Origin of the sequence: Enterococcus durans, assembly GCF_002277935.1 — a bacterium.
Taxonomy (GTDB): domain Bacteria; phylum Bacillota; class Bacilli; order Lactobacillales; family Enterococcaceae; genus Enterococcus_B; species Enterococcus_B durans.
In genome coordinates, this window is sequence record NZ_CP022930.1 from 1,847,978 (window position 1) to 1,860,501 (window position 12,524).

Below are 12,524 nucleotides of genomic sequence, written 5' to 3' on the forward strand. Positions count from 1 at the left end.
ACGATTATCTATGGTAGAATAAAAGCACAAAAAAATCTGGGAGTGATTGTATGGCAGAATTGATCAATGGAAAAGAATTAGCTGAAAAAATGCAAGCAGAGATTGCTATAAAAGTAAATAAACTAAAAGAAAAAGACATCCATCCCGGATTAGTCGTTTTACTAGTGGGTGAAAATCCAGCTAGTCAAGTCTATGTTCGAAACAAGGAACGTTCCGCAAAAACGATCGGTATTTATTCAAAAGTCGAACGATATGCGCAGACGATTTCTGAAGCGGATCTGTTGGCTGAAATTGAAAAGTATAATCAGGATCCTAGATTCCATGGTATCCTAGTTCAGTTGCCACTACCAGAACACATAGATGAAGAGAAAGTCTTACTTGCAATCGATCCTAAAAAAGATGTCGATGGATTCCACCCAATGAATTTAGGCCGATTATTAGCGGGAAATCCTGACAAGATTCCATGTACACCTTATGGAATCATGAAAATGTTTGAAGCTTATGACATTGATCTTTCTGGCAAACGAGCAGTGGTGATCGGACGAAGCAATATTGTTGGCAAACCGATGGCGCAACTGATGTTGATGGCGGATGCTACTGTTACGATCGCGCATTCAAAAACAAAACAACTTCCAGAGTTAGCTAAAGAAGCAGATATCTTGGTCGTAGCCATTGGTCGTGGTCATTTTGTAACGAAAGAATTTATTAAACCAGGCGCTGTTGTGATTGATGTGGGGATGAATCGTGATGAAAACGGCAAGTTGATCGGTGATGTGAAGTTTGATGAAGTCGAACCTTTGGCAAGCTACATCACACCTGTTCCAAAAGGTGTTGGACCGATGACGATCACGATGTTGATGTACCAAACAGTCATGGCCGCTGAAGCAGGTGAGTAGATGACCCAAGAATATTTAACAGTTACTACGTTAACGAAGTATTTAAGAAGAAAATTTGATGTAGACCCTTATCTTGAAAGGGTCTATTTAACAGGAGAAATTTCTAATTTCCGTTTGCGTGCAAATGCACACCAATATTTTAGTTTGAAAGATGATCATGCCAAAATATCTGCCATCATGTTTAAAGGAGCTTTTCAGAAACTGCGCTTTCAGCCAAAAGAGGGGATGAAAGTATTAGTTGTCGGGAGAATCTCGCTTTATGAAGCTGCTGGATCTTATCAGATCTACGTGGAACACATGGAGCCTGATGGTGTAGGGGCACTTTACCAAGAACTGGAAGAGCGAAAAGAAAAACTGTTGAAAGAAGGACTTTTTCAAGGGCCAAAACGGACACTTCCCCGCTTTCCGAAAAGAATCGCTGTTTTGACTAGTCCAAGCGGTGCGGTGATCAGAGATATCATCACTACAGTAAAACGGCGTTATCCGATTGTTCAGTTAGTCTTATTTCCAACCGTTGTCCAAGGAAACCAAGCGGCAGACAATATCGTAAAAAATATCCAGCAAGTAGAAAAATTGGGGAATTTTGATACGATGATCATAGGCCGTGGTGGTGGATCAATCGAAGATTTATGGCCATTTAATGAAGAGCGAGTTGCTAGAGCAATCTATGAAGCAAAAACGCCTATCATATCCTCCGTTGGACATGAGACAGATACAACAATTGCTGACTTAGTTGCGGATGTGCGGGCTGCGACTCCGACTGCAGCAGCTGAATTAGCTGTCCCAGTGTTATCAGAAGAATTGTTGAAGATCAAGGATCGACAAGCTAGACTTGAACAGGCATTTATGCGCCAGATTCAGCGCAAACAAGAACGCTTTGAACGGGCAAAACAATCTTATGTCTTTCGTCAACCCGATCGCCTATATGAGGGTCAGACCATCAAATTGGATCAATTGAAACAACGATTGATGCAGTCAACACAGCAAATTTACCATCAAAAAGAAAAAGAAACATTGAATTTATCGCATCAGTTGCAACAAGTTGCTCCTCTTTATCGAGTGAAGTCTGCGAAACAAGAAGCAGGTTATCTTGAGAAAAGGTTAGCAGAGAAAATGCAGCAATACATGCAAATGCAAAGGCAACAGTTTCAACAAGCAGTTCAATCTCTGGACCTGTTAAGTCCACTGAAAATCATGGGACGCGGTTATACGTACACGACCATAAATGAGCAAGTGGTCAAAAGTGTGACAGAGATCCAACCAGACGATTCTTTGGTCATCCACTATCAAGATGGGCAAGTAATCGGCAAAGTACAAATAGTAGAAAAGGAGCATAAACAAGATGGCAAACCCAACATTTGAAGAATCATTGCAAGAGTTAGAAAAAATCGTCATGCAGTTGGAACAAGGGGATGTTCCTTTAGAATCAGCACTAGATGCATTTAAACGTGGAATGGAATTAAGCAAGCAATGTCAGGATACTTTAACAAAGGCAGAAGAAACACTAACGAAAATGATGACAGAAGCAAACGAAGAAATTTCTTTTGAAGGAAAAGAGGAAGCCTAATGAAATTAGCTGATTTTTCTGCTATTCATCTTCCTGCTGTCGAAAACGAGATGCTTGCTTTTCTTGACGAGTATACATCTGATGAAAAGTTAAAAGAAAGCATGGTGTATTCGATCCGTGCGGGGGGTAAGAGAATCCGCCCTTTACTTTTGTTGACTACAGTTGCTTCATTTGAAGAAGTTATCAATACGACTGTTTATCAAGTAGCTGCCGCCCTTGAAATGGTTCATACGTATTCGTTGATCCATGACGATCTGCCAGCGATGGACAACGACGATCTGCGTCGAGGGAAGCCAACGAATCATAAAATCTATGGCGAAGCACTGGCTATATTGGCGGGTGATGGCTTACTCACAGGTGCGTTCCAGCTGATTAGTATGACTCATTTAGCAAATTCACCAAAACTTCTGCTGTTACAACAGTTAGCTGTGAGTGCAGGGACGCAGGGAATGGTTGCTGGCCAAGCTGCCGACATTGAAGGCGAAACAAAACAGCTTGCTTTAGAAGAATTAGCGTTCATCCATGAGAGAAAAACAGGGCGGTTGATCCATTATGCGCTACTAGCCGGCGGAGTTTTAGCAGATCAGCCGGAAGAAGTAGTAGGGGAATTGCAACAGTTAGCCAGACACCTAGGACTGGCTTTTCAAATTCGAGATGACTTATTAGATGTGATCAGTACTACTGAGGAGTTAGGAAAAACTGCTGGCAAAGATGCGGAAATGGAAAAAAATACCTATCCCCGATTGCTAGGGATCGAAAAGACAAAAACAGCATTGAAAGCAGAAATCGCTAGTGCGAATGAAATCATCGAACGTCTAGAACAAACCGTCTATTCGTTTAAAGGACAACTGCTTCGTCAATTAGTACAGCAATTTGATATATAGGAATGAGGAAAAAAATGGAAAAAGAACGTGTGGACGTTTTAGCGGTCAAACAAGGATTATTTGAAACGAGAGAACAAGCAAAACGTTCAGTCATGGCAGGACTGATTTACAATGAAAAAAATGAACGTTTTGATAAACCTGGTGAAAAGATCCCTGTTACCAATGAATTGAAAATCAAAGGGAAAAAATTACCATATGTTTCCCGCGGCGGGTTGAAATTGGAAAAAGCACTAAACGTTTTTGATCTATCTGTTGCCGATAAAATCTTGCTTGATATTGGTGCTTCTACCGGTGGCTTCACGGATGCAGCGTTACAAAATGGCGCCAAAATGAGTTATGCGTTGGATGTTGGCTACAATCAACTGGCGTGGAAGATCAGACAGGACGAGAGAGTAGAAGTAATGGAAAGAGTTAATTTTCGTTATTCAAAACCCGAAGATTTCAAGTTGGGAGCACCTGAAATTGCGGTGATCGATGTTTCGTTCATTTCTTTGAAACTAATGCTTCCTCCTTTACACGACATTTTAACAGATGGTGGCGAAGTGATCACCTTGATCAAGCCACAATTCGAAGCTGGCAGAGATGCGGTTGGGAAGAACGGTATCGTGCGTGATCCGCAAACCCATATACAAGTAGTTGAGGATATCTTGCGTTTTGCTATCGGTCATGGCTATGATGTTTTAGAACTAAGCTATTCCCCAATCACTGGTGGCGAAGGAAATATTGAATTTCTGGCACATTTGAAAAAAACAAAAGACGAAGGAACGTTATCTCCAACGATCGACGTAGTAAAAATCGTTGAACAAGCCCATGAACAATTCAATCACAAATAAATGCGAGCCAGATGATAAAGAAGTCAACGAATTCTTCTTTATTAAGCGCTTGAAATAAGCTATCATAGTAAAGAAGAATAAACGAAGGAGCGAAGAGCGTATGAGAAAAAAGGATCGACATCGTTTGATTACTCGGTTACTGAACGAAAATGATATCAGAAAACAAGAAGAATTCGTAGAAATCTTAAAAAACAAAGGGATATCTGTGACTCAGGCAACCATCTCTAGAGATATAAAAGAACTCAAACTTATCAAAGTCCCTGCCTCAGATGGCGGTTATCGTTATAGTCTTCCGGCAGAAACAAGTGAAGATGTGAATACGAAATTAGAAAAATTACTGAGAGATGCCTTTGTAGCTGTTGACCAAATGGAAAAATTTGTGATTTTGAAGACATTGCCTGGAAATGCATCAGCAGCTGCTAATCTTATCGATAAGCGCTATAAAAAAGAATTGTTTTCGATCATTAATGATGATGACAACGTGCTGATGATTACGCGTACAGAAGAAGATGCTGTGACATTAAAGAAAGATTTTCTACATTACCTTTGATAGAAGGAGTGAGTGCGATGTTACAAGAAATCAGTATTACTAATTTTGCGATTATTCCTGAACTGCGGTTGTCTTTTCATGAGGGAATGACGGCACTCACAGGTGAAACAGGCGCAGGAAAATCAATTATTATTGATGCTCTTGGGCTGTTGGCAGGAGGAAGAAGCTCAAGTGACTATATCCGACAAGGTGCAGATAAGTGTATTCTGGAAGGTTTATTTGAGTGGCCTAAACAAGACGGTTTTTCTGCATTGATGAATGAGTTAGGAATCGAATCTGATGGAGACAACCTGATTGTTCGAAGAGATATGTCTTTGACAGGGAAAAATATTTGTCGTGTCAATGGGCACATCGTAACATTAGCTAATCTAAGAAAAATAGGCAGTTATTTGGTAGATATCCAAGGCCAAAATGAACATCAGGAATTGTTACAACCAGAGGCACACTTAGTTTTACTCGATCGTTTTGGCGATAATGAATTTCAGCGTAAGAAGAAAAATTATCAGAAAGAGTTTTCGCGCTACCGCGAACTTGAACGGCAAGTTCGTAAGATCCAGAAAAATGAAAAATCTTTTGTCCAACGAATTGACATGCTTCATTTTCAGCAAGAAGAAATCGCTGCGACACAATTAGAAGTAGGCGAAGAAGAACAGTTAAGTGAAGAGCGAGAAAAATTAAGTAATTATCAAAAAATAGTGGATAGTTTATCTAGTGGCTATAGTGCGCTGAGCGGGGAAGAGCGGAGCAGTGTAGACAATGTAGGATTGGCAGTAGCTGAGCTGCAAAGTATCGCGCACTTGGATAATGAGTACGAGGCGATTTTTGAAAATGTCCAAAGCGCCTATTATTTATTGCAAGATGCAATCGGTGATATGAGTCGTCAAATCGACTTGCTAGAGTTAGATGAGAATCGCTTAGAAGAAGTGAATCAACGATTAGAGCTGATCCGTCAATTAAAGCGTAAATATGGGGAATCGATCGAAGCCATCTTGAACTATTATGATGATATCACTCAGGAACTAGCCTCTTCCGATTTTTCCGAAGGACAACTTGAAAAAATGAAAAGTGAACTGGCTGAAAAAGAAGAGAAACTTCAGAAACAGGCAGTAGAATTACATGAGATACGAAAGAAAATCGCTAAAGGATTAGAGCAATCTATCTTAAAAGAATTAAAAAGTCTTTATATGGAAAATACTGAATTCGAAGTACGCTTTTCAAAATCTGACAAGGCACAACTAGATATGAATGGATTTGACCAAGTGGAGTTCTACATAACCACGAATCCTGGGGAGCCTTTGAAACCTTTAGTCAAAGTAGCTTCTGGCGGCGAGCTTTCTCGGATGTTATTAGCATTGAAGACGATCTTTTCTTCTGAGCAAGGAGTAACTAGTATTATTTTTGATGAAGTAGATACAGGGGTCAGTGGAAGAGTCGCACAAGCAATCGCAGATAAAATCTCACAAATCTCACGTTATTCACAGGTGTTATGTATTACACATCTTCCTCAAGTAGCAGCCGTGGCTGACTATCAGTATTACATTAAAAAAGATGTCATCAAAGGGCGCACTCAAACCTCTGTAGCAGAATTGGCGCCAGCACAGCGTGAAGAAGAAATTGCACGGATGTTGGCAGGAAGTGAAATCACCCCTTTAACGATGGAACATGCAAAAGAATTACTACGCTTAGCGAAACAAGACTAAGTATTTTGTTTGATCAATAAGCGGTTGACACTAAGACAGCAATAGATGATTATTGTGAAAAGAAATGAAACGTGTTTTTCGGTGGTTGAAGAAGCTGTTTTAAGAGCATTGTTTATTCGAAAAAAAGAGAAGGCTGACAAAATCTTTGTCAGCCTTCTTTTTTTTTAGTTCAAACAATCGATGTTACATGACACTCATTACAGCAGTTAAAACAACTGAGCCAACAGTTAGAATAAGCATTGTCCAAATGACAATTTTGGTGATCTTGGAAAACGTACTTGTTTGTTTTTTCTCACGCATAGTATCTACCTCGAAATTTTATTGTTGCCCTTAGTTTACATGCTTTTTCTTTATTCGACAAGGGGGGGTGTTTATAAAAACTTCCCCTTTTTTAAATAATAAGCGGTTAGTATACTAATGAGTAGCATAAAAAGGGTCAGCCATAAAAAGGCGTCATCCCGTTCAGCAATAGGAAGTTTGATATTCATCCCGTAGAGACTTCCGATGATTGTCGGGATCGTTAAAATAATTGTAAGAGAAGTTAAAATTTTCATAATATTGTTTAGGTTATTCGATATAATAGCAGAAAATGTTTGATTCATTTGTTCTACGAGATTCAACTGGATGCGGGCAGTCGTTCTAGCTTGTTCCGTTTCAATGATCACGTCATGTAGATGAGCTCTTAGCGCATGATTTTCTTGGATCGCTTTATTTTTTATCAGGGTGTTTAGTGTAGTGGAATTTGCGGCTGTTGCTTCTCTGAAATACACTAAGCTTTTCTGGATATCCATGATTTGATATAGCTGACTATTTTCCGTAGAAACACGTAATTGTTTTTCTAAAACATCACATTGAGATTGTAAAGTAGACAAATACGTGTTGTATGAAAAAGTGATCTGCCAAATGATCTGCATGAAAATATTTAGATTGGTCGATAAATCATTTTTTTCAAACGTTTGACTGAATACTTTTTTCAAAAAGAGTGGTTCGTGATTCGTAATTGTGATAAGCTTTTTTTGAGGTGTCACTATAATTGAAAAAGGATACGTATCCACTTGGAAATAGCCACTGGGACTTGTCTTTACAAAAGGATATTGTAATAATAATAACGCTGGTTTTGTTAGTTTTGTTTGATTGAATTCCTCTTCTCTTGAATTCTCAGCATCATCTAGTATCGACGTAATATAATCGGAAGGAATCTGGAATTGATGAGTTAGTGCATTGATTTCTTCTTCGTTTGGACGTTCCACACAATACCAAACTGTTTCAGCAGTTTCTTTTTGTGTATTTACTAGTTGCTGGTTAGTCATAGAAAAATACTTGATCATAGTCGAACCTCCTAAAATCTTTGTTTCTTCTATTATAACGGATAATCCAATCGAACACAGTTGGGGAGATTGGACTAGGCAACTTTTCTGATTGATGTCGTCATTTGAAGTAGAAGACTCGATAAAGCAAAGAAAACTGTATAAATTTAAAATAAATGAAATAGTTGTGTAAAGTTTATAGCGTATACTTGAAACAACTAGAAGAAGGAGTTTTTGTCAGATGGGCACTTTTACGCCAATTGTTTTATTTTGGTATATTTTTCCTGCAATCGTCTTATTTGGTTGCAACTTTTTGGTAAAACTATTTTCATTGGACCGTCGTTTTAAAATTAAAGCTCCTGATCTTGCTGTCCCTTTTTTGTGGGGAGGCATGCATGCTTTATCACGTAATATGGCCACTTTTTCATTCCTACCATTTTTCATGATTTCCATGCTTTTAATGGCAATATGTATTGCTGTATTCCAAGCTTATTATTATGATGAAATCATTTATTCGCGTTATTTGAAAATGACTTGGCGGTTAGCATTTTTACTGACGATCGTCTTTTACGGACTATTGATCGTTTTAAATATCCTTACGTATCTATGATAAAAAACGGTTTCGAGCTGTAAAAAGTTTTTTTAAAGACTTTTTACAGCTTAATTCTTAAAAAAGTTTTTATGAATAAAAAAGTTATTCTCGGATTTTCCATAAAAGGTGGTAGAAAGTGGGGGATTGTGGTAGACTAATTTTAGTTAGTGGAGGAACGGGGGTAGTTTCAATGTTGATGGGCGAATATCGGCATAATATTGATACAAAAGGTCGTATGATCGTACCTTCGAAACTTCGTGAAGAACTGGGCGAAGAATTTGTCCTTACCAGAGGATTAGATGGCTGTCTTTTTGGCTATCCCATGAGTGAATGGCAGAATCTAGAGTCCAAATTAAACGAAATGCCCTTAGCTAAAAAAGATGCTCGTACGTTCGTGCGTTTTTTTTACTCGGCTGCCACTGAATGTGAATTAGATAAACAAGGACGTATCAATATCCCCAGCACATTGAGAAATTATGCTGCTTTGACAAAAGAATGTGTAGTGATCGGCGTTTCAAATCGAATTGAGATATGGGATGAAGAACGCTGGCAAGAATTTTCCGAAGTTGCAGAAGAAAACTTTGATGAAATTGCTGAAAATATGATTGATTTCGGACTATAAGATAGGAAGAGGCTGACTAATGACTGAAACATTTCAACACTATACAGTCATGTTGAAAGAGACGGTTGATGGATTGAACATCAAACCTGATGGCATTTATGTAGACTGTACACTTGGCGGTGCCGGACATAGTGAATATTTATTGAGCCAATTGAATTCAAATGGGCACCTTTATGCATTTGATCAAGATCAAAAAGCAATCGATCATGCGACAGTACGATTAGCCCCATACGTTGAAAAAGGCATGGTTACTTTTATCAAAGCAAACTTTCGAGAATTAGAAGAGCAGATAACAAAATATGTTTCCCATGTGGACGGTATTTTGTATGATCTAGGGGTATCTTCGCCTCAACTTGATGAAGCAGAAAGAGGATTTAGCTACCATCAAGACGCACCGCTAGACATGCGCATGGATCAATCAGCGCCTTTGTCTGCGTATCATGTGATCAATGAATATCCTTATAATGAACTAGTAAAAATTTTCTTTCGCTACGGTGAAGAGAAATTTTCAAAACAAATCGCTCGAGAAATTGAACGAGTTAGAAAAATACGCCCAATCGAAACGACTGGCGAGTTAGTAGAAATCATTAAAGATGTGATTCCTGCACCAGCGAGAAGAAAAGGCGGTCATCCGGCAAAACGGATTTTCCAAGCTGTGAGAATCGCAGTCAACGATGAATTGGGTGCGGAAGAAGCATCATTAGAACAAGCGATTCGTCTTTTAAATCAAAATGGTCGTATCAGTGTGATCACGTTCCATTCGTTAGAGGACCGTATCGTCAAAAGTATGTTCAAGGAATATAGTACAGTCCGAGATTTACCGCCAGGATTGCCAGTCATTCCAGAAGAATTTCAACCAGAATTAAAATTGATCAATAGAAAGCCGATCCTTCCTTCTGAAGAAGAATTAGCTGAAAACAACCGATCTCGTAGTGCTAAATTACGAATTGCTGAAAAAATACGTGTGAAAGAGGAGTAGAATAATGGCAGAATTAAGAAAAGCACAAGAATATCCATATGATTTACCAGATATGGTCGAACAACCTGAACATCAGCTGCCAGATTCGAATCAAGAAGTTATTCTTCCTCAATCGCCAGCAAAACGGTTAAAACATATATCCAATTTAGAAAAACTGGCTGTAGTAAGTATTACGCTTTCGGTGATTGCACTTTGCATACTAACTGTAATGTTGCGTACGAATATCAGTGGTGTAGAAAACGAAATTACAACGATCCAAACTAAAATCGACAAAAAAAATGTCGAAAAAACAAGTTTAGTACAAGAAAAGAACGAGTTGTCACGTACTGAACGAATCAAAAAAATCGCAGAAGAAAAAGGGTTGTCGATCAACGACGACAATTTAAGGAAAGTGAAGTAAATGAGTCTTAAAAATAAATTCCGGCGGTTTATGGAAAAGAAAAATCTAAATCCGATGAACAATCGCAAAAAAGTAGGTATCATTTTATTTGCTACGAGTATTGGATTGTTCTTTTTATTTGCCGTCCGTTTTTCGTATATCGTTATTGGAGGCCATGTCGCTGGGACCTCTCTAGCGGAAAAAACTGAACAGCTATACAAAGGTAGTGAAGTCGTCAAAGCAAAACGCGGAACGATCTATGACCGCAATGGAGTGGCACTTGCTGAAGACGCTAAATCTTATTCGATCAAAGCTATCTTATCCAAAACGTATACAACTGGTGATAAAAAACTGTATGCCCAAGAAAAGGATTTTGATAAAATCGCTACGATTTTGCATAAAAATCTTTCAATCGAAAAGAGCCAGGCACTAAAGATCCTACAAGATGGGGCAAAAAATGAGCTATACCAAGTAGAGTTTGGAAACTATGGAAAAAATATCTCACAGGAGACCAGACAAACGATCGAATCAGAAATGAAAAAAGAAAATATCGCAGGGTTATATTTTGAAGATCATTCTGCACGGATGTATCCTAATGGTGTATTTTCTTCTCATTTTATCGGGTATGCTGTCCCAAATAAGGACGATACAGGTCTAGTTGGTAAATTGGGATTAGAGGCTGCTTATAATGACGTATTGAGCGGAAAAAATGGGAAAATCATTTATCAAAAAGATAATTACCAAAATGCCTTGCCAGGGACAGTCGCTGAAGAAGAAAAAGCAGTGAATGGGCAAGATATTTATACGACTTTAGATAGTCGTCTTCAAAGTTATTTAGAAACCTTGATGGATCAAGTCAATGGTGAGTATCAGCCAGAAGAATTGACGGCTGTCTTAATGAAAGCCAAAACTGGTGAGATCTTAGCTATGGGTCAACGACCTACTTTCAATCCAGAAACAATGGAAGGATTACAAGAAAAAGATTCCGTTTGGCGTAATTTCTTGGTTCAAGATAGCTATGAACCAGGCTCTACAATGAAAGTCTTCACGACAGCAGCTGCTATCGAAGAAGGCAAATTCAATGAAAATGAAACGTATCAATCAGGTAAGATCAAAGTTGCAGATGCAACGATCAATGACCACGATTACGGCGCAAAAGGTGTCTTAACAATGAGACAAGCACTTTCTTGGTCAAGTAACGTTGGGATGGTCATGTTGGAACAACGGATGGGTGGTGCATGGTATAACTATCTGCAAAAACTAGGTTTTGGACAAAGTACTCACTCTGGCTTAGATGATGAAGTTTCGGGAGCTTTGCCAACTGAAAACATCGTTGACCGTGCCATGAGTGCTTACGGACAAGCTGTAGGAGTGACGAACTTCCAGATGATGAAGGCATTCACGTCAATAGCAAACAATGGTACGATGATCCAACCACGTTATATCAGTAAAATCGTCGATCCAACGACTGGTGAAGAAAGGGCAACGCAAACAGAAGTATTAGGACAGCCATTTTCAAAGGAAACGACTCAAAAAGTACGCGAATATATGCGTGATGTGGTAGAAAGTGAAAATTATGGTAGTGCCTATGGTGTATATAGTGTACCTGGTTACAATGTTTCGGCTAAAACGGGTACTGCGCAGATTGCTTCTGATACTGGTGGTTACCAAACAGGTGAGACAGCTTACTTGTATTCAATCGTTGAAATGGTTCCGTCAGAAGATCCTGAATATGTATTGTATCTAACGATGAAACACCCTAAAACATATGACCGTGACGCATTAGCAAAAATCGCTAATCCATTGATGAAACGTGCAATGGACTTTAAAGAAACAGAAACAGATGAAAAAACAGAAGAAGCAACTGAAAAAGTGACAGTAGCTGATTACCGTAACCTAGGTACAGATGTTGCTGCAGCAGATGCACAAAAAAGCGGACTACAACCAATTGTTATTGGTGATGGTAAAAAGGTGAAAAAACAGTCAACAGAACAAGGCGATCAATTGATTTCTGGTGAAAAGATCATCTTATATACTGGTGGCGAGAAATTGATGCCTGATGTCACCGGTTGGTCTAAAGCAGACATCATGAAATTAGGTAAAATATTAGGGATCGAGGTAACTTTCGACGGTGATGGCTATTGCACAAAACAAAGTCTTGCGCCGTATGAAAAAATTACCGATGATAAATTAAGCTTTACATTAGAAGAATAAG

The 12,524-nt window shown here is 38.8% G+C and carries 14 protein-coding genes; 12 read left to right on the top strand and 2 right to left on the bottom strand.

The window, feature by feature from the left end; all coding sequences use genetic code 11:
• The first annotated feature begins 50 nt into the window (after positions 1–50).
• The 7 genes from CJZ72_RS08790 to recN all read left to right on the top strand — a co-directional run bounded on the left by CJZ72_RS08790 (position 51) and on the right by recN (position 6,430).
• Positions 51–896: a bifunctional methylenetetrahydrofolate dehydrogenase/methenyltetrahydrofolate cyclohydrolase gene (locus tag CJZ72_RS08790; RefSeq protein WP_081133901.1), complete on the top strand. Its 846-nt coding sequence runs from the start codon at positions 51–53 to the stop codon at positions 894–896.
• The gene (xseA, locus tag CJZ72_RS08795; protein ID WP_081133900.1) at positions 897–2,258 is read left to right on the top strand and encodes an exodeoxyribonuclease VII large subunit; all 1,362 of its coding nucleotides are present in this window, start codon (positions 897–899) and stop codon (positions 2,256–2,258) included.
• Positions 2,239–2,463, top strand: coding sequence for an exodeoxyribonuclease VII small subunit (locus CJZ72_RS08800; protein WP_081133899.1), 225 nt, complete (start codon positions 2,239–2,241; stop codon positions 2,461–2,463). The genes xseA and CJZ72_RS08800 overlap by 20 nt, the downstream gene beginning before the upstream one ends.
• Positions 2,463–3,347: a polyprenyl synthetase family protein gene (locus CJZ72_RS08805; RefSeq protein WP_081133898.1), complete on the top strand. Its 885-nt coding sequence runs from the start codon at positions 2,463–2,465 to the stop codon at positions 3,345–3,347. Before CJZ72_RS08800 ends, CJZ72_RS08805 begins: the two co-directional genes overlap by 1 nt.
• Positions 3,348–3,361: 14 nt before the next feature.
• Positions 3,362–4,180: a TlyA family RNA methyltransferase gene (locus CJZ72_RS08810; protein WP_081133897.1), complete on the top strand. Its 819-nt coding sequence runs from the start codon at positions 3,362–3,364 to the stop codon at positions 4,178–4,180.
• 100 nt (positions 4,181–4,280) lie between these two features.
• Positions 4,281–4,730 carry an arginine repressor gene (gene argR / locus CJZ72_RS08815; protein WP_005881063.1) on the top strand — a complete coding sequence of 150 codons (450 nt, stop codon included), beginning with the start codon at positions 4,281–4,283 and terminating at the stop codon, positions 4,728–4,730.
• A gap of 17 nt (positions 4,731–4,747) precedes the next feature.
• Positions 4,748–6,430: a DNA repair protein RecN gene (gene recN / locus CJZ72_RS08820; protein WP_095443769.1), complete on the top strand. Its 1,683-nt coding sequence runs from the start codon at positions 4,748–4,750 to the stop codon at positions 6,428–6,430.
• A gap of 183 nt (positions 6,431–6,613) precedes the next feature.
• On the opposite strand, the gene CJZ72_RS08825 is transcribed toward recN, so the two are convergent.
• Positions 6,614–6,730 (bottom strand): DUF4044 domain-containing protein, encoded by a 117-nt coding sequence (locus CJZ72_RS08825; RefSeq protein ID WP_005881061.1) that lies wholly within the window; start codon positions 6,728–6,730, stop codon positions 6,614–6,616.
• 71 nt (positions 6,731–6,801) lie between these two features.
• Positions 6,802–7,758, bottom strand: coding sequence for a magnesium transporter CorA family protein (locus CJZ72_RS08830; RefSeq protein ID WP_081133895.1), 957 nt, complete (start codon positions 7,756–7,758; stop codon positions 6,802–6,804).
• 220 nt (positions 7,759–7,978) lie between these two features.
• Between CJZ72_RS08830 and CJZ72_RS08835 the strand changes: the two genes are divergently transcribed.
• The 5 genes from CJZ72_RS08835 (at position 7,979) to CJZ72_RS08855 (ending at position 12,523) form a co-directional block, all read left to right on the top strand.
• Positions 7,979–8,347, top strand: a complete 369-nt coding sequence (locus tag CJZ72_RS08835) for a DUF3397 domain-containing protein (RefSeq protein ID WP_005881059.1) — start codon at positions 7,979–7,981, stop codon at positions 8,345–8,347.
• A gap of 172 nt (positions 8,348–8,519) precedes the next feature.
• Complete coding sequence (gene mraZ / locus CJZ72_RS08840; protein ID WP_005881057.1) at positions 8,520–8,951, top strand: division/cell wall cluster transcriptional repressor MraZ; 432 nt, start codon at positions 8,520–8,522, stop codon at positions 8,949–8,951.
• Positions 8,952–8,970: 19 nt separating this feature from the next.
• Entirely contained in the window at positions 8,971–9,930 is a 960-nt protein-coding gene (gene rsmH, locus CJZ72_RS08845) for a 16S rRNA (cytosine(1402)-N(4))-methyltransferase RsmH (protein ID WP_081133894.1), read from the top strand.
• 4 nt (positions 9,931–9,934) lie between these two features.
• On the top strand, positions 9,935–10,330 hold the full coding sequence (ftsL, locus tag CJZ72_RS08850) for a cell division protein FtsL (protein WP_005881053.1): 396 nt from the start codon (positions 9,935–9,937) through the stop codon (positions 10,328–10,330).
• A complete protein-coding gene (locus CJZ72_RS08855) occupies positions 10,331–12,523 on the top strand; it encodes a penicillin-binding transpeptidase domain-containing protein (protein WP_081133892.1) in 2,193 nt (730 codons plus the stop codon). It abuts the gene before it with no gap.
• Position 12,524: the final 1 nt, after the last annotated feature.